At 68.7% G+C, this 16,814-nt stretch carries 15 protein-coding genes; 6 read left to right on the forward strand and 9 right to left on the reverse strand.

Annotated elements, in window-relative coordinates; translation table 11 throughout:
* From creB to cobA, 5 genes are all read left to right on the forward strand, one after another.
* Entirely contained in the window at positions 1-711 is a 711-nt protein-coding gene (creB, locus tag ACSQ2F_RS18850; RefSeq protein WP_436025619.1) for a two-component system response regulator CreB, read from the forward strand.
* A gap of 213 nt (positions 712-924) precedes the next feature.
* On the forward strand, positions 925-2,649 hold the full coding sequence (locus ACSQ2F_RS18855; protein WP_436025621.1) for a diguanylate cyclase domain-containing protein: 1,725 nt from the start codon (positions 925-927) through the stop codon (positions 2,647-2,649).
* Between the two features lie 31 nt (positions 2,650-2,680).
* Entirely contained in the window at positions 2,681-4,120 is a 1,440-nt protein-coding gene (gene creC, locus ACSQ2F_RS18860) for a two-component system sensor histidine kinase CreC (RefSeq protein ID WP_436025623.1), read from the forward strand.
* Between the two features lie 139 nt (positions 4,121-4,259).
* Positions 4,260-4,961: a Crp/Fnr family transcriptional regulator gene (locus ACSQ2F_RS18865; protein ID WP_436025625.1), complete on the forward strand. Its 702-nt coding sequence runs from the start codon at positions 4,260-4,262 to the stop codon at positions 4,959-4,961.
* A 91-nt stretch (positions 4,962-5,052) separates the two neighbouring features.
* Positions 5,053-5,883, forward strand: a complete 831-nt coding sequence (gene cobA / locus ACSQ2F_RS18870; RefSeq protein WP_436025627.1) for a uroporphyrinogen-III C-methyltransferase — start codon at positions 5,053-5,055, stop codon at positions 5,881-5,883.
* Between the two features lie 153 nt (positions 5,884-6,036).
* Here cobA and ACSQ2F_RS18875 read toward each other — a convergent pair whose 3' ends face one another.
* From ACSQ2F_RS18875 to ACSQ2F_RS18915, 9 genes are read right to left on the reverse strand one after another with little or no spacing between them, the layout of a single operon-like run.
* Positions 6,037-7,626, reverse strand: coding sequence for a cytochrome D1 domain-containing protein (locus ACSQ2F_RS18875; protein ID WP_436025629.1), 1,590 nt, complete (start codon positions 7,624-7,626; stop codon positions 6,037-6,039).
* Positions 7,627-7,649: 23 nt separating this feature from the next.
* Positions 7,650-8,885 (reverse strand): heme d1 biosynthesis radical SAM protein NirJ, encoded by a 1,236-nt coding sequence (gene nirJ, locus ACSQ2F_RS18880; protein ID WP_436025631.1) that lies wholly within the window; start codon positions 8,883-8,885, stop codon positions 7,650-7,652.
* 3 nt (positions 8,886-8,888) lie between these two features.
* Positions 8,889-9,371 carry a siroheme decarboxylase subunit beta gene (gene ahbB / locus ACSQ2F_RS18885; protein ID WP_436025633.1) on the reverse strand — a complete coding sequence of 161 codons (483 nt, stop codon included), beginning with the start codon at positions 9,369-9,371 and terminating at the stop codon, positions 8,889-8,891.
* Complete coding sequence (locus tag ACSQ2F_RS18890) at positions 9,358-9,867, reverse strand: Lrp/AsnC family transcriptional regulator (protein ID WP_436025635.1); 510 nt, start codon at positions 9,865-9,867, stop codon at positions 9,358-9,360. Before ACSQ2F_RS18890 ends, ahbB (ACSQ2F_RS18885) begins: the two co-directional genes overlap by 14 nt.
* A complete protein-coding gene (ahbB, locus tag ACSQ2F_RS18895; RefSeq protein ID WP_436025637.1) occupies positions 9,854-10,795 on the reverse strand; it encodes a siroheme decarboxylase subunit beta in 942 nt (313 codons plus the stop codon). The genes ACSQ2F_RS18890 and ahbB (ACSQ2F_RS18895) overlap by 14 nt, the downstream gene beginning before the upstream one ends.
* Before the next feature lie 49 nt (positions 10,796-10,844).
* Entirely contained in the window at positions 10,845-12,023 is a 1,179-nt protein-coding gene (locus ACSQ2F_RS18900) for a cytochrome D1 domain-containing protein (RefSeq protein ID WP_436025639.1), read from the reverse strand.
* Positions 12,020-12,361 (reverse strand): c-type cytochrome, encoded by a 342-nt coding sequence (locus ACSQ2F_RS18905; protein WP_436025641.1) that lies wholly within the window; start codon positions 12,359-12,361, stop codon positions 12,020-12,022. Before ACSQ2F_RS18905 ends, ACSQ2F_RS18900 begins: the two co-directional genes overlap by 4 nt.
* A 12-nt stretch (positions 12,362-12,373) precedes the next feature.
* Entirely contained in the window at positions 12,374-12,688 is a 315-nt protein-coding gene (locus ACSQ2F_RS18910) for a c-type cytochrome (RefSeq protein ID WP_436025643.1), read from the reverse strand.
* Positions 12,689-12,743: 55 nt separating this feature from the next.
* Positions 12,744-14,501 (reverse strand): cytochrome D1 domain-containing protein, encoded by a 1,758-nt coding sequence (locus ACSQ2F_RS18915; RefSeq protein WP_436025645.1) that lies wholly within the window; start codon positions 14,499-14,501, stop codon positions 12,744-12,746.
* A 276-nt stretch (positions 14,502-14,777) separates the two neighbouring features.
* Between ACSQ2F_RS18915 and ACSQ2F_RS18920 the strand changes: the two genes are divergently transcribed.
* Positions 14,778-16,814 carry a VIT and vWA domain-containing protein gene (locus ACSQ2F_RS18920; protein ID WP_436025647.1) on the forward strand — a complete coding sequence of 679 codons (2,037 nt, stop codon included), beginning with the start codon at positions 14,778-14,780 and terminating at the stop codon, positions 16,812-16,814.

Genomic DNA, 16,814 nt, shown 5'->3' on the forward strand with positions numbered 1-16,814 from the left:
ATGAAACCCAGCATCCTCGTCGTGGAGGACGAACCCGGCATCGCCGATACCCTGCAGTACGCGCTGCGCACCGACGGCTTCGAGCCGTGCTGGGTCGCCACCGGTGAGGCGGCGCTCGCCCATGTGGCGGCATCCACGCCGGCGCTTGTCATCCTCGACGTCGGTCTGCCGGACATCAGTGGCTTCGAGCTGTTCAAGCTGCTTCGTGCCCGGGTCGACGTCCCGGTGATCTTCCTCACCGCCCGCAGCGACGAGATCGACCGCGTCGTCGGCCTGGAACTGGGTGCCGACGACTACGTCGCCAAGCCGTTCTCGCCGCGCGAGCTGGTGGCGCGGGTTCGCTCCATCCTGCGCCGGGCGACGCGGGCGGCGACTGCGGCCACCCCGCAGGCCGCCGCAGCGCCCCCCATCCTTGTCGACAGCGGGCGTCGGCAGATCCGCTACTACGGCCATGTGCTCGAGCTCTCGCGCTACGAGTTCGGCTTGCTGGAGGTGCTCGCATCGCGCCCCGGCCACGTGTTCTCTCGCGATGCGCTGCTGGCGCGCGTGTGGGACAACGCCACCGACAGCATCGACCGCACGGTCGATGCTCACGTCAAGACCCTGCGGGCCAAGATGAGGACGGTCGCTCCCGCACTCGACCCCATCCGAACGCATCGCGGTTCCGGCTACGCGCTGGCCGAAGACCTGCCCGCCACGTCGGCAGGCTGAGCCTGCAGTGGATCAGGGGATTCCCTGCACACCGGTCGCTTGAACTCAGGCACGCTGCGCGCATGCCCCCGACCCTGGCCAGACCCGCCCCGCTGGCGCCTGGCGTACATCGCCTTCATGACGGTCTGCCTGCCGCCGATGCCTGAGCCGCACCCGTTCTCCCACCCCCGCCGGATGGCCAGCGGATGCCGGTCAGTCCTTCTCGCATTGCTCGTGACGCTGCTGTGCAGCCTTTCCTGCGGCCGCCTTCTTGCTGCACCCGGGACGACTCCGGACCCGCTCGCGATCACCGGCTCCGGCGTGGACCTGTGGCCCGCGGTCACCGTCCTGGCCGACCCCACCCACCGGCTGGTGGTCGCGGACGTCTTGTCTCGCATCGCCGACTTCAAGCGTCCCACCGAGCCCTACAGCAATTTCGGCCCGGCGCGCCACACCCTCTGGGTGCGTGCGAGCGTGCGGGTCCCGGAGGGCGGCCCGCCCGACTGGTGGTTCACGGCGAACTACGCGCCGCTCGACCGCATCGACCTCCACGTCGTGCACGAAGGCCGCGTGCTCAGTCATCAGGTGCTGGGCGATCACCTGCGCCAGTCGGAGCGGCCGGTGGCCGCACGAACGCACGTCGCGGCCCTGTCCCTGCCACCCGGACAGGCGGTGGAACTGCTGTTGCGGGTGCGCACCACGGGCATCCTGCTGTTGCCGCTGTCCCTGCGCCAAACCGCGCAACTCATGGCGGACGAGAGCGCACTCCAGGTGTGGCATGGAATGGCACTGGGCTTCGGCGTGTGCGTTCTTGCCTTCGCATTGACGGGCGTCCTGACGAGCCGAGGCGAGCCGCTCTATGTCTGGTTCGCCTGGTCCGTCGCCTCGGGCAGCCTCTTCTTCTTCTCCTACTTCGGGCTCGCGGCCGAACTGTTCTGGCCCGAGAACCGCTGGCTCATCCAGAACGCCTCGCCCCTGCTCATCATGCTGGTGCTGGTGGGCGGCTTCACCTTTGCGGAACGCGCACTGGATGTGCGCTCGCTGAGCCCGCGCATCGGCCGGTTGATGAACATCGGGGCCGCCTTGTCGATGGGCGTGGCGCTGCTCTTCATGGCCGGAGTCATCGACTATGGCCAGGCCTCGGCGGCAGCGGGCCTCATCGGCCCCTGGCCCATGTTGCTGTCGCTGCCGGTGGCGATCCGGCGTGCGCGAGTGGGGGACCGCGCCGCCCGCTGGACCTTGGCCGGCTGGGTGATCTACAGCGCCGGCGTCGTCACGTCGATCTCGCTGAGCAGTGGGCTCGCACCGGCCACCACGGCGGTGCAACAGGCCTACCTGGTGAGCGCGATGCTGCAGATCGTCGCCTGGCTGATGGTGATGAACGTGCGCGTGGCCCAGCTGCGCGAACAGGCTCTCACCACGCAGCGCGAGAACGACCGCATGCTGCTGCTGTCGCAGACCGATCCGCTGACCGGCCTGCTCAACCGACGTGGCCTGCAGATCGGTCTGGAGCCCCTGGTGACGGCGTCCCGCCCGGGCCACCTGACGGCCGTCTACCTGCTCGACCTCGACGGCTTCAAGCCGGTGAATGACCGACTGGGCCACGAGGCGGGAGACGAGCTTCTCGTCCAGCTGGGCACCCGGCTGCGGCAGGCCGTGCGCGGCACCGACCTGGTGTCGCGACTCGGCGGCGACGAATTCGTCGTCGTGGCCGCCCGGCTCGCCGGCGAGCAGGAGGCGGAACTGGTCGGGCAGAAGCTGCTCGCCTGCACCGACGCCGACTTCGTGTTGCGCGATGGCAGCTGCCGCGTGGGCATCACCGTCGGGTATGCCATCGCCCCGCGCGACGGTGCCGATGCGGCGCAGCTGCTGCGGCGGGCCGACGCCGCGATGTACGGCGGCAAGCAGGAAGGCAAGGGCCGGGTGCGACGGGCCACGCCCGAGGCGACCGCCAGCTGAGGATCCCGGGCCGTCTGCTAGGGTGCCGCCCATGAACAAGCGGACCCGCATTTTTCTCGGCATCCTGCTCGCCTATGTGCTGGGCGTGGGCTGGCTGCTCTACCGACAGCTGGAGGACATCGACCCCCGCTATCGGGAATCGGCCGAGGAGTCGCTCGTGGAGACCGCGCAGCTGATGGCCTCGCTCATCGAGCAGCAATCGACCGACGGCATGCTGCAGACCGCCGCCCTCGAGCCCTTGTTCCAGGCGGTGTATGCACGGCGCTTCGAGGCCGACATCTTCGGCTTTCGCAAGACGCGGGTGGAGCTGCGGCTCGCGGTGACGGACGCCTCGGGCCGGGTCGTCTTCGATTCGCTCGGCCGCGAGGTCGGACGCGATCACTCCCGCTGGCGGGATGTGCGGCTGGCCTTGCAGGGCCGCTACGGCGCACGCTCCACGCCGGACATTCCCGACGACAAGCTCACGTCGGTCATGTACGTGGCGGCCCCGGTGCGCGTGGCGGATCGCATCATCGGCGTGGTGAGCGTGGGCAAGCCGGTGCGCAGCTTCGGCCAGTTCGTTGAAGCGGCCCGCCGCAAGACCTTGCTGGTCGGCGTGCTGTCGGTCGCTGCAGTGCTGCTGCTCGCGGTCATCGTGTCGGTGTGGCTGGTGCGTCCCTTCGGCGTGATCGCGGACTACGTTCGATATGTGCGCGCGCAACGCTCCTTCAGCCTGCCGCGCCTGGGCCGCCGAGCACTGGGCGCCATCGGTGCGGCCTACGACGAGATGCGCGATGCCCTGGCCGGCCACACCTACGTGGCCGACTATGTCCAGACCCTGACGCACGAGGTGAAGAGTCCGCTGTCGGCCATCCGCGGCGCCGCGGAGCTGCTGCAGGAGCCGATGCCGGACGCCGACCGCAGCCGCTTCGCTGCCAACATCGCGCGCGAGGCGCAGCGCATCCAGGAGTTGGTCGATCGCATGATGGAACTCACCGCGCTCGAATCCCGCCGCGGCCTGGACGCCGTGGCGCCCGTGGCGCTCGGCCCGATGCTTCGCGAACTGGCGGCGGCGGCTCGACACAGCGGTGCCGCCCGCGGCGTCCGGGTCGACCTCAGGACCGCGCCCGCGGATGAAGGCCCGAGCGTCGAAGGCGACGCCTTCCTGCTGCAACGCGCCATCGCCAACCTGCTTGCCAACGCGGTGGAGTTCTCACCGGTCGGTGGCACGGTCGAGGTCGACATCACGCACACGCGGCGCACGGTCGACATCCGGGTGCGTGACCACGGCCCGGGAATCCCGCCCTACGCCGAGGGAAAGGTGTTCGAAAAGTTCTATTCGCTGGCGCGACCGGATACGGCCAAGAAAAGCACGGGGCTGGGACTTCCCTTCGTCAAGGAGATCGCCGAACTGCACCAGGGTCGGGTCGTTCTGGTCAACGCACCGGACGGTGGGGCCGTCGCCACACTGTCACTGCCGATGCTTTCATAGGCCTACGCCCTTCCTCTTCAGCTCCCGATCGGGGACAACCCCGACCGGCATGGGCACGTACGTTGCCGGGCTTGATCACCGTCAAGTCCGGGTGACGCATTGCTTCCACAATGCTGCTGCGTCAACCCTCGATCACCACGTGGATGCCCGAACCTTCGACCTTCCGCGCTACCTCTCGGTCCTTCCGCTCTTCGTCGACCTGAACCGTGACGAATTGACGCGAGTGGCCGTCGGATGTCATTTGCGGCGCCTGGCCCGGGGCGAAACCATCTTTCGCGTCGGCGAGCCGTGCGAGGAGTTTCACGTCACCGTCACCGGGCAGGTCAAGCTGTTCGCCATCTCGCCCACGGGGCAGGAGAAGGTCATCGAGCTCGTCGGCCCCGGAAACAGCTTTGCCGAAGCTTTGATGTTCACCGGCAAGCCCTACATCATCAACGCGCAGGCCCTCACCGAAACGCTGCTCCTCACGGTGGAGCGCGACGCCGTGGTGGCGGAGATCGAACGGGACCCACGCTTTGCGATGCGCATGCTGGCCGGCATCTCCCGGCAGCTGCACCGCTTGGTGAGCGACGTGGAGGCGTACGCCTTGCACAGCGGCGTGCAGCGGATCATCGGCTATCTGTTGCGGGACCAGCCCTGCGACGACGCCGCGGCACCTGGCGCGGCCATGACGGTGAGCCTGCCCGTCAGCAAGGCCACCGTCGCCTCGCGCCTGTCGCTCACTCCCGAGTACTTTTCGCGCGTGCTGCACGACCTCGAGACCGCAGGCCTCGTGCGCATCGACCGACGTGACGTGCACATCCTCGACGCCCGCCGCCTTGCCGCCTATCCGGGACGATGAAGGCCAAAGCTTGAACTGCGTCAAGGCGCCACCGGCCCACCGGTCGTGCAATGCGGTATCGGATCTGCAACCTGCCGGTTGAAAGCCCAACATGACCCTGCTCAACGAGCCCCTCCAGTTCAGCCCCGCCATCGAAGCCGCCGGCATCCCGCCCGGACGCGTCACGTTGATGGGTGCCGGACCCGGCGACCCGGACCTGCTCACCGTCAAGGCGGCCCGGGCCCTGCAGGCCGCGCGGCTCGTGTTGTTCGACAACCTCGTCTCGGAAGAGATCCGGGCCCTGATCCCGCCGCAGGCCGAACGGGTCTACGTGGGCAAGGAGAGCGGGAGGCACACGCTGCCGCAGGAAGGCATCATCGACGTGATGCTGCAACTCGCACGCAGCGGTCGCGACGTGCTGCGCCTCAAGGGTGGCGACCCTTATATTTTCGGGCGCGGCGGCGAGGAGGCGGTCGCGCTCGCGGAGGCCGGCGTGCCGTTCGACGTCATCCCCGGCATCAGTGCGGCGCAGGGCGCCGCCGCGTACGCGGGCATTCCGCTCACGCACCGCGATCACGCCGACGCATTGGTGCTCACCACCGGCCACCTCCGCGGCGACGCGCCGGACCGGCTCGTCGATCTCGACTGGCCGCTGCTCGCGCGGCCCCACCAGACCGTCGTCGTCTACATGGGCGTGGGCACCCTGCCCGTGATCAGTGCCCGCCTGCAGGCCCACGGGCTGCCGGGCGACACACCGGCGGCCATCATCGAACGCGCGACCCTGCCCGCGCAGCGCACGGTGGTGGGAACGCTGGCCACTCTGCCAGACCTCGCCCGCCAGCAGGCGGTCTGCTCGCCTGCGCTGATCGTGATCGGTTCGGTGGTGTCGCTCCACGAGGTGCTGGGCGCACAAAAGGCCCGCAAGGTCGCGTCGCTCGGCTGACGGCCGGCCGGTTCTCAGGCTCGAACCACGGCGGCCGGCGCGCAACTCGGGCAGCCCGGAGCTTCGGCTCCTTCTCACGCACTGACCACCACGCTCCGCAGCCGCACGCGACGGACCGGCCCACTGCCGAGCCGGCTCACTGGGAGCAGCTCGTCAGTGCGAGGTGCCTTCGGACCGCGAGATCTTGTTCCAGACGTTGTACTTGCCCACGGGCTTGCTCATGGGCAGGCGCTTGATCTCCTTCAGCGTGCGGGCGTCGTAGATGATGATCGCCCCGTCCATCTCCCAGAGGCTCGCCAGCGCATGGCGGCCGTCCTTGGTGAACTCGATGTGCGCCAGCGTCTTGCCCGGCTCGCGAACCTGTGCGACCGGCTCGAGGGTGCGCTTGTCGATGACGGTCAGCGTGTCGCGCGAGGCGGGGCTCATCATCGAATCCACCCACGCATAGGGCGACTTCTCATGGCTGCGCATGAAGAAGCCGGGCCCGGGCGTCGGGATGCGACGGACCACCTGCCAGGTCTTCATGTCGATCACCTGCACGACGCCGTCCTTGAGGTTGGGTGAAGCGAGCACGCTGCCCTCGCCCCAGGCGAAGGTGATGCCCGAGCCCAGGTGCGGCATGCCGTCGAGCGGCAAGCTGGCCACGCGCCGTCCCGCATCGAGGTCGACCACCTGGGCGCTCGGACTGCCGTCGCCCTTGGGCCGGGTCGCTCCGAGCACGTGCCGGTAGGGCTGGTCGAAGAAGAAGTCGTCGAGCGGTTCGTCGAGCACCAGGCGGCGCACCGGGAATGCCTCGGCGCGGCGGCCGGGCTGGCCGTACGGAATCTCCCACAACTCGGCCACGTCCTTCAGGGCCACGACAAAGGCACTGCGGGGTTGGGCGTCGTAGACGGCCGAGACGCGCGAGCTGGCCTTGCCATCGGCCGCCACCGCGGGGTAGGTGTGCTGCAGCTTCAGGTCGGCATCGAACAGCACGACGGTGTGCGGCAGGTAGTTGGCGGCCATGACCCAGCGGCCGTCGCCCGAGACGGCCACGTTGCGCATGTTCAGGCCGGCGCGCACCTCGGCCACCACGCTGAGGTTCCACAGGTCGTACTTGGTGATCCAGCCGTCGCGCGAGCCGAAGTAGACGTAGCGGCCGTCCGGCGAGAACTTGGGGCCCCCGTGCAGCGCGAAGCGGGACGGGAAGCGGTGGATCACCTCGAAGCGATCGCCGTCGAGCAGCGAGACGTGATGGTCGCCGCCTTCGACAACCACGAAGAGGTTCATCGGGTCGGCCTTCCACACCGGCCGGCTCGCGGGCTTGCGCGGCGGCTCCGCCACCACCCGCGACGCTTCGATCTGCGTGTCCGTCCAGTGGGGCGCCGGCAGCACCGGGGTGTAGATCCAGCGCGACAGTTGCGCGATCTGCGCTGCATCGAGGGTCTTGTCGAACGCAGGCATCTGGGTGGCGGTTCGCCCGTGCCGGATGACGTTCAGTGCTTCGGCCGGGCGCAAGCGCTGCAGGCTTTCGGGCAACAGGGCCGGGCCCATTCCACCGAGGCGCTGCTCTCCGTGGCAGGCCGCGCAGTGCTGCTGATACAGCGCACCGGGGTCGATGGCCGCCGGTTCGGCGGCGCTGGCGACCGTGGCCTCCGGGGCCGCGCCATGCACCGACGCCTGCGCCTGCGCCAAAGGCAAGCCGGTGAGAAGGGCCGCGGCGGCGAGGAGGGCGGCAAGCGAGGGAAAGGGATGTCTTCTCATGGCTGCGGGTTCGGGACCGGCGCTCAGGCGCGCTCGTGGGCAACGTAGGCGAAGGGCTTGAGCGCCAGGCGCGGCGCGGTGGCCGGCCCGGCCACGCGGCCGATCTCCTCGTCGGTGAGGTAGCAACCCGGGTCTTCGGCCCATGCATCGCCACTCACCTGCTGCGCCCGCGTGCGGGTGTTGCCACCGCACAGCGCGAAGTAGCGGCATTCGGCGCAGCGCCCGCCTACCGGGCGCGGGTGCATCTTCAGGCCGCGCATCAACGGGTCGCTGGTGTCCATCCAGATCTCCGAGAACGGACGCTCGCGCACGCTGCCCAGCGAGTGGTGCCACCACATGGTGTCGGGGTGCACGACGCCGAGGTTGTCGATGTTGGCGACGTTGACGCCCGACGAGTTGCCGCCCCAGGCGACGAGGCGCTCGCGCAGCGGTTCGACCCAGCGCGGCATGCGGGCCTGGACCCACTGCAGCAGGTAGGCCCCGTCGGCGTCGTTGTTGCCGGTGACGAAGTCCTGTTCGCTGCCGGCCACCGCGGCGTCCCATGCCGTCTGATACAGCAGGTCGAGCGCCTCGCGGGTGGAGGCGAACTCGGCGTCGCGGGCACGATGGATGTTGCCGCGACCGGCGTAGTTGAGGTGCGAGAAATAGAACTTGTCGACGCCCTCGTCCTTCATCAGCTGCAGCAGCGGTACGAGGTCGTGCGCGTTCATGGCGGTCATGGTGAAGCGCAGGCCCACCTTCACGCCACGCGCCAGCAGCAGGCGCACGGCGGCCAGGCTGCGGTCGAACGCGCCGTTCAGGCGGCGGAAGCGGTCATGCGTCGCGCCGATGCCGTCCAGGCTGATGCCGACGTAGTCGAACGCCTGCGACGCGATGCGGTCGGCCATGGGCGCATCGATCAGCGTGCCGTTCGTCGACAGGCCGACATAGAACTTCATCGCCTTCGCCCGCGTGGCGATGTCGAAGATGTCCGGCCGCAGCAGCGGCTCGCCACCGGACAAAATCAGCACCGGAACGCGGAACCCCTTCAGGTCATCCATCACGGTGTAGACCTCGGCGGTGCTGAGCTCACCCTCGTAGTCGTGGTCGGCCGAGATGGAGTAGCAGTGCTTGCAGGTGAGGTTGCAGCGCCGGATCAGGTTCCAGATCACCACCGGCCCGGGCGCGGCACCACTGCCCCGGGGGGTGGCGGGAACGGGGTAGTGGCCGTCGGCTTCCGCGCGAACCAGCTCGCGCATGTACTGTGAGATGCGAAACATCGTTCAGGTCTCCGTGAGCCGCAGCCCGGTTTTCTTGAGGATGGCGCTGCTGTAGAGAATGTCACTTGCGGTGCAGGCCGGGCCCAGCAACTGACGAATGACCTCGGCTTGCGCCTCCACTTCGTCGCGCGAGCGCCCGTGGACCATGGCAAAGAGGTTGTACGGCCACAGGGGCCGCTCGCGGGGACGGCGATAGCAGTGGCTGACACCGGGCACCGCGCCGACGCGCTCGCCCAGTTCATCGACCAGGGCGTCGTCCACGTCCCAGACCGTCATGCCGTTGGCCACGTAGCCCAGCCGATAGTGGTTGGGCACCGCGCCGATGCGGCGAATGACGCCTTGGGACAGCATCTGCGCCAGGCGCTCGCGCACCTCGCCGCCCGACACCCCCAGCATCGCGCCGACGGCTTCGTACGGTCGCGCCACCAGGGGCAGGCCGGTCTGGGTGGCCGCGATCAGCTCGCGGTCGAAGTCACTCAGTGTCATCGTCCTCTCCGGTGTCGGCGAGCAAGCGCAAGCCGACGAAGTACTCGCGTTCCTTGGGGAAGGCGTGAACGCGCAGGCCCGTGAGCGCTTCGATGCGATCGAGCGCCGAACGGGCCGCCTGCTGCGACACGGCCGCCACGACGAACCACATGTTGAGCTGATGGTCGCGCCGGTAGTTGTGGGCCACCTCGGGCAGCGAATTCACCAGCGCGCAGATGCGGGTGAATTCGGCTTCGGGGACTTCGAGTGCGGCCAGCACGAACTGCCCGCCGGCCCGCTCGATGTGGAACAGCGGCCCGAAGCGGGTGAGCGTGCCGTTGCCGAGCATGCGCTTGAGGCGCTCGATCACCGCCTCCTCGCTCAGGCCCAAGGCGCGCCCGACGTCGGCGAAGGGGTGATCGGTCAGCGGAAAGCCACCGTGCAGGTAGTCGATGAGCCGGCGGTCGCTGCGGTCGATCGGGTCGCGCCGGTCGACCTCGGTGTCAAGCCTGCGCATGGGCAACCTCCCGGGCGGGTGCCCTGAAATACGAACCGCCCTCCTGGCGGAAGCGCCGTCCGCTGAAGAGGACTTCGTGCGGGTAGGAGGCGAGACCGGCGGACTGGCGTGCGGCTTCGATCAACTGCTGCACCGCCGCCCGCTCGCGACCGTGGATCATGCAGTAGAGGTTGTAGGGCCAGCCATCCGCGCGCGCGCGGCGGTAGCACAGCGTGACGCCGGCTTGGGCGGCGAGCGCGGCGCCACAGGCGTCCACCTGGTCGTCGGGCACGTCGAAGACGGTCATCGCATTGCGGTCGAAGCCCAGCTCATGGTGGCGCACCACCACGCCGAAACGCCGAAGCGTGCCGGCGTCGAGCCAAGCGGCCAGCACGCGGCGGACGTCGGCTTCGCTGCGGTCGAGCGTCGCGGCCCAGCTGGCGTAGGGCCGTTGGACCAGGGGGAGACCGCCCTCCACCAGCGCCGCCAGCGGCGCATCCGCCGCAGTGACGCGGGGCACGCTGCGCGCCGACAACACACGGTCGGCCGGGGTGTCGCTGCGCAGCAGGTCGAAGCCGAGGTCGATGCGGTAGACCCGCTGCATCGGCAAGCGCAGGCAGCGCAGGCCGGTGTCGCGTTCGAGCGCATCGAGCTGCCCATGCAGTCCTTCGGCGTCGCGGCCGGTGATCACGAACCAGAGGTTGTAGTGGTGCTCGCGCTCGTAGCTGTGGTTGACGCCCGGCATGACGTCGATCCGACGCGCCACCGCTTCGAGCGTTGGCGCGGGTGCCGCCACCGCGACGAGCAGGGCGGCCCCGCCGGCACCGGGCCCCCACACGCCGCCGATGCGGCTCAGCGCGCCGTCACGCTCGGCATCCCGGTACGCGCGCAGCACGTCGCTTTCACTGCGTCCGGCCTCGGCGGCGATCTGGGCGAAGGGCGCCGGCACCAGAGGAAATCCGTGTTGCCATCGGTTGAGTAGCTGCAGGTGGTCCATGTCAGAAGCCCATCCGAGCCGCGCGGCTGGTGAAGAAAATGCCGCTGGGCGCTGCCAGGGGCAGGGTGACGAGCGACGTGAAGGACGTGGTGTCGTAGACCGACACGTGGTTGGCGTCGCGCGAACTGATCCACACGGCCTCGCCGCGCGGCGTGAACTCGAGGTGCAGCACGGCCTTGCCGGGCTCGAGCGTCTTGACGACCTGGCGCGACTGCGTGTCGATCACCTGAACGCGGTGGTAGTCCGGCACGGCGAAGTTCACCCACACCTGGCGCCCGTCGGGGCGCGCGACCACGAAGACGGGCTGCCCCGCCACGGGAATGCGCGCCGTCTCGGTCCAGGTGTCGGTGTCCACCACCAGCACCTCGTGGCGGCCGATGGCGGGCAGGTAGGCTTGGCGCCCGGCCACCGCCCAGCCGCGCAGATGCGGCATCTTGTAGACGGGCAGCGGCTGGCCGCCACGGCCATAGCCGCCCAGGATGCGCTGCACCCGAGGCTCGGCGGCCCACAGGTCGATCATGGCAAAGCCGTCCTCACCGAACAGGCCGGCGATGTAGTGCCGGCCGTTGGGCGTGACGAGGGCGTCATACGGTTGGCGGCCGACGTTCTCGAAACGGGTGATGACCGGACGCGAGGCATCGGACAGGTCTGCCACCCATATCTGGTCCGCGTCGAAGAGCGAGAAGACGAAGCGCCGGCCCGGCAGGTCGGCCAGTCCCACCACGCGCGAACGCTGGCCGGGGGCATATTCGGTGGGGATGTCGGCCACGAGCGCCAGCGTGCGCGCGTCGAACACCTTCACGCCACCGGGTTCGTAGTTCTGGGCGGCGACGAGCGTGCCGTCCTGGGAGACGGCGCCGCCGATGGAGTTGCCGGCCTGCATCACGCGTTGCTCGATGCGACGGGTGATGAGGTTGACGCGGGTGAGCGCGCCGTCGCGACCGAAGATGAAGGCACTGCCGCCGTCGCGGGAGAACACCACCGAAGCATGGGACAGGTCGCCCAGGCCCGGAACCTCGGCCAGCACGCGGCGTTCGCTGGTGTCCACGATGGCCACCGTGCCGGTGCCGCGTTCAATGACGACGCCGAGGTCGCCGGTGCCCTTGGTCGGGGGGGAGGCGCAGCCTGCAAGCCCACCGAGGGTCAGTGCCGTGGCCAGTGCAACGAACAGTCGCCTCATGGTGTCTCCGCCGGAAAGCCGGCTTGAAGTTGTTGGGCGATCCACTCGGCCTCCTCCGCGCTCAGCATGGCGCGCCAGGGCGGCATCGGCGTTCCGGGACGGCCGTGGTAGATGGTGGCCGCAAGCGACTGCACCGGCTTGTCGGCCAGCGCCGAGGGAGTCAGCGCGGGACCGAGTCCGCCGGTGAGTCGCATGCCGTGACACGAACCGCAATCCTGCCGAACCATGCGCACCAGTTCCTGGCGGCGTGGGCCCTCGGGCGCTGCCGTGGCCGGCAGGCTCGAGGCGGCCAGCGCGAACACGGCGGACCGGAGGGCCAGGCGCATCGCGGCGGTCATGTCGTCGGTGCCTCAGCTCTTGAGGATGTACTGCACGGCCTCTTTCAGGTCGGCATCGTTGATCTTCTCGGGCGGGTTGGGCGGCATCGGGATCGGGCCGAACACGCCCTTGCCACCGGTGCGCACCTTCGTCATCAACGGGGCGACGACGTCCTGGCCCTTGTACTTGGCGGCGATGTCCTTGAAGGACGGGCCGACCATCTTCTTGTCCTTCGCATGGCACGCCATGCAGCCGGCCTTGGTGAGGTTCTCCTCCACGCCGGCTTGGGCGCCGGAGGCCACCAGCGCGAGGCCCAGGGCCAGCGCCGTTGCGATGTTTCTCGTCATGGTGATTCCTTCGTTGGGTGAAACAGGGGCGGGCCGAACCCGCCCCACCGGCCTATCAATACACGTCGTGCTGCGTGTTGTGCACGTTGAAGTGGCCCGTCGGGGTGATCAGGCGAGGATCCTTGATCACGGCCTTCAGCTTGAGCGTCTTGTCGTCGACGACGACCATCGCGCTCGCCTTGTCCTTGGCCGACCACACGGCGAACCACACCTCGTCGCCCGCCTTGTTGTACTCCGGCTGCACGACACGCTTGGCGCCACCGTCGTCCGGCAGCCCGGCCCACTGGGCGATCGGCAGGGTGACGTAGCCCTTGTCGAGGTTGTCGATGTCGTACACGACGACCGACTGCGAGATCGCGGCATCCGGGTTGAGCGGCGCATCGGAGTACAGGTGACGGCTCTTCGGGTGGCTCTTGATGAACAGCGCACCGCCACCAGGGCCCTTCAGGTCGGCAACCTTCTTGAACGCGTGCTTGCCGTTCTTGACCGGGTCGGTACCGACCAGGGCAATGGTCTCGTCACCGAGGTGACCCGTCGCCCACACCGGACCGAACTTGGGGTGCACGAAGTTCGCGCCACGGCCCGGGTGCGGGATCTTGCCCACGTCCACCAGGGCGGCCAGCTTGCCGAGCTTCGCGTCGATCACGGAGATCTTGTTGCTCTGGTTCGCAGCCACCATGAAGTAGCGCTTGGTGGAGTCCCAGCCGCCGTCATGCAGGAAGGGGGCGGAGCCGATCTCGGTGACCTTGAGCGCATCGAGGTTCGTGTAGTCGACCATCAGCGTCTTGCCGGTCTCCTTCACGTTGACCAGGAACTCGGGCTTGAAGTGCGAGGCCACGATGGAGGCGACGCGCGGTTCCGGGTGGTATTCCTGCGTGCCGACGACCATGCCGCGGGTGCTGACGATCTTCAGCGGCTCGAGGGTGTCGCCGTTCATCACGACGTACTGCGGAGGCCAGTAGGCGCCGGCGATGGCCAGCTTGTCGGTGAAGTCGCCTTCCTTGCCCTTGTACTTGCTCGTGTCGACCGAGCGGGCCTCGAGGCCGATGCGGATCTCGGCGACGTTGTCAGGCGTCGGCATCCACAGGTCGATCATGTTGATCTTGCCGTCGCGGCCGATCACGAACAGGTAGCGTCCCGAGGCCGACGTGCGCGAGATGTGCACGGCATAGCCGGTCTTGACGATGTTGATGATCTTCTTGGTGTCGCCGTCGATCAGCGCCACTTCGCCGGTGTCACGCAGCGTGGTGGAGAAGATGTTCTGCGTGTTGTAGCTGTTCATCTTCCGCGTCGGGCGCTGGCTCGGCGGGATGACGACCTTCCAGGTCTCCTTGATCTGGGCCATGCCGAACTCGGGCGGCACCGGCGGGTCCTGCTGGATGTAGCGGGCCATGACGTCGACGGTCTTCTCGTCCATCTCGCCGGACGTGAGCCAGTTCGGCATGCCGGCGGGCGAGCCGTAGGCGATGAACACCTTCAAGTAGTCGGTGCCCTTGGCCATGGTGATGTCCGGCGTCAGGGGTTTGCCGGTGGCACCCTTGCGCAGCACGCCGTGGCAGCCTGCGCAGCGCTCGAAGTAGGTCTTGCGACCCAGCTCGAACTCGGCCTGCGTCATCGGCGGAGCCTTCGGGTTCTGGCTCTGGTACATGGGCTCGTTGGTCAATTGCGAGCCGGCGGCCTGGTAATTGACTTCGGGTTTCGTGACGTGTTCCTTGTCATTCACTTGAGACAAGGCGGTCAGCGGCGCGAATGCGGTCAGCAGCGCGAGCGCGGCTGTCGCAGTCAGGGACGATGCCGGGTTGAGGCTTCTCATGGTCCACTCCTATCGGTTGGCTTGTTGGATCCTTTTGGCCAGACGATGGTCGGGCCTGCAGTCGGTGCCGTCCTTGACTTGGTTCAACTCTGCACAGCCACGGGACTGACGCCGCGCAAACCCGGCGCCGATTCCCGGCACCGGCCACCAGACCGTCACATCCGGTGGACTTCACACCGACTTCACACAAGGCCCTGGAACTTCAAACCGGCTTCTCCGAGCGCGCCGATCCTTGCGGCACACCGCCACCCTGGCGGACCGTCCAAGGAGAATTCCATGCGCTTGTTCCTGCCTTCCGCCCGGCCCCTGAGCCCTGTCGGCCGGGTCATGTGGTGCGCGATCGGTGCGCTGATCGCGGCCGTGCTGCTGTTGCTGTGGTCGAGCCCGGCGCTCGCCGACGATGCCGAGGCGATGCCGGGCGAGAGCCCGTACTTCCACGTTGCCAGCAGCGAGCCTGGCACCGACCGGCTGCCCCTGAAGGCCACTTCGGTCGACGTGCGCATTGCCGGCGTCATCGCCGACGTCACGGTCGTGCAGCACTACCGCAACGAAGGGCAGCGGCCGATCGACGCCCGCTACGTCTTCCCCGGCTCGACGCGGGCGGCGGTGCATGCGATGAACGTCCGGCTCGGCGATCGCCTGCTCACCGCCCGCATCAAGGAGAAACAGGCCGCCCGCATCGAGTTCGATGCCGCCCGCAAGGAAGGTCGCACGAGCGCGCTGCTGGAGCAGCAGCGGCCGAACGTCTTCGAAATGAACGTCGCCAACATCCTGCCCGGCGACGACGTGCGGGTGGAACTGCGCTACAGCGAACTGCTGGTGCCGACCGACGCCCGCTACGGCTTCGTGTTCCCGACGGTGGTGGGGCCGCGCTACGTGTCCCCGGTGCGCGCGCCGTCGCCAGATGCACCCATCACGGCCGTGCCCTACCTGGCACCCGGGGCGCCCGCCGCGTCGGCCTTCGACATCAAGGTGACGGTCGACTCGCCTGTGGCGATCAAGTCTCTCGAGTCGAGCTCTCACGAACTCGAGGTGGAGGGACGGGGCACGCGGCGCGCCGAGGTGCGCCTGCGTCCGGGGCGGCCCGCGAACGACCGTGACTTCCTGCTCGACTACCGCCTCGCGGGCGACCACATCGAGACGGGGCTGATGCTCATGCGCGGCGAGGAGGAGAACTTCTTCCTGGCGCTGGTGGAGCCACCGAAGGCGGTGCCCGTTCGTCAGATCAATCCGCGCGAGTATGTGTTCGTGGTCGACATCTCGGGCTCGATGCACGGGCATCCGCTCGACACCGCCCGGACGCTGTTGCAGAACCTGATCGGCAGCCTGCGCCCGAGCGACACCTTCAATGTCCTGCTGTTCTCCGGAAGCAACCGCATGCTGGCGCCCCAGGCGGTGCCCGCCACGCGCGCCAACATCGACCGGGCGCTCGACACCCTGCGCGACATCCGCGGCAGCGGCAGCACGGAGATCGTGCCGGCCCTCAAGCGGCTGGCGGCGCTGCCCAAGCCGGCCGACGTGTCGCGCAGCATCGTGATCGTCACCGACGGCTACGTGAGCGTGGAGTCCGAGGTCTTCCAGCTGGTGCGGCAGCACCTGGACCGGCAGAACGTGTTTGCCTTCGGCATCGGCAGCAGCGTGAACCGCCATCTGATCGAAGGGCTGGCGCGTGCCGGCCGCGGCGAGGCCTTCATCGTCACCCGGCCGGACCAGGCGGCGGCGCAGGCCGAGCGGCTGCGCCGGATGATCGACTCACCGGTGCTGACCAGCGTGAAGTTCGCCTTCGAGGGCCTCGACACCTATGACGTGGAGCCGGCGCAGCTGCCTGACGTGCTCGGTGGCCGCCCCGTGGTGGTGTTCGGCAAGTGGAAGGGTGACCCGGTGGGCGCGCGCATGGTGATCGAGGGCCGGGCCGCCGACGGTCCGTTCCGCAGCGTGACCGAGGCGGCGAATCGCGAGGTGCTCGACGCGCCCGCGCTTCGCCTGCTCTGGGCCCGCGAGCGCATTGCCGCACTGTCGGACCAGGAAGCGCTGGAGGGCGGCAACACGCAGAAGGACGCGATCACCGCGCTCGGACTGCGCCATGGCCTGCTGACGCAGTACACCAGCTTCATCGCGGTTGACAAGCTGGTGCGCAACACGAACCCGGCGCACACGCCCACGGTGGACCAGCCGTCGCCGCTGCCTGAAGGGGTGAGCCCGCTGGCCATCGGCGCCGAAGTGCCGAGCACCCCCGAACCCGCCGCCTGGCTCGCGATGCTGTTGGTCGCCGGCATCGTGGCCGCCACGGCCCTGTCACGCCGCCACGCCTGA

Origin of the sequence: Rhizobacter sp. LjRoot28 (assembly GCF_964253025.1) — a bacterium.
Classification (GTDB): domain Bacteria; phylum Pseudomonadota; class Gammaproteobacteria; order Burkholderiales; family Burkholderiaceae_C; genus Rhizobacter.

What these genes read in the sequence shown, in the direction of transcription:
- nirJ (WP_436025631.1), bottom strand. Translation starts at nt 8,885, where the DNA reads ATGTTTCGCATCTCACAGTACATGCGCGAGCTGGTTCGCGCGGAAGCC.
- ACSQ2F_RS18900 (WP_436025639.1), bottom strand. Translation starts at nt 12,023, where the DNA reads ATGAGGCGACTGTTCGTTGCACTGGCCACGGCACTGACCCTCGGTGGG.
- ACSQ2F_RS18905 (WP_436025641.1), bottom strand. Translation starts at nt 12,361, where the DNA reads ATGACCGCCGCGATGCGCCTGGCCCTCCGGTCCGCCGTGTTCGCGCTG.
- ACSQ2F_RS18890 (WP_436025635.1), bottom strand. Translation starts at nt 9,867, where the DNA reads ATGCGCAGGCTTGACACCGAGGTCGACCGGCGCGACCCGATCGACCGC.
- ACSQ2F_RS18910 (WP_436025643.1), bottom strand. Translation starts at nt 12,688, where the DNA reads ATGACGAGAAACATCGCAACGGCGCTGGCCCTGGGCCTCGCGCTGGTG.
- creB (WP_436025619.1), top strand. Translation starts at nt 1, where the DNA reads ATGAAACCCAGCATCCTCGTCGTGGAGGACGAACCCGGCATCGCCGAT.
- ACSQ2F_RS18920 (WP_436025647.1), top strand. Translation starts at nt 14,778, where the DNA reads ATGCGCTTGTTCCTGCCTTCCGCCCGGCCCCTGAGCCCTGTCGGCCGG.
- ACSQ2F_RS18875 (WP_436025629.1), bottom strand. Translation starts at nt 7,626, where the DNA reads ATGAGAAGACATCCCTTTCCCTCGCTTGCCGCCCTCCTCGCCGCCGCG.
- ACSQ2F_RS18915 (WP_436025645.1), bottom strand. Translation starts at nt 14,501, where the DNA reads ATGAGAAGCCTCAACCCGGCATCGTCCCTGACTGCGACAGCCGCGCTC.
- creC (WP_436025623.1), top strand. Translation starts at nt 2,681, where the DNA reads ATGAACAAGCGGACCCGCATTTTTCTCGGCATCCTGCTCGCCTATGTG.
- cobA (WP_436025627.1), top strand. Translation starts at nt 5,053, where the DNA reads ATGACCCTGCTCAACGAGCCCCTCCAGTTCAGCCCCGCCATCGAAGCC.
- ahbB (WP_436025633.1), bottom strand. Translation starts at nt 9,371, where the DNA reads ATGACACTGAGTGACTTCGACCGCGAGCTGATCGCGGCCACCCAGACC.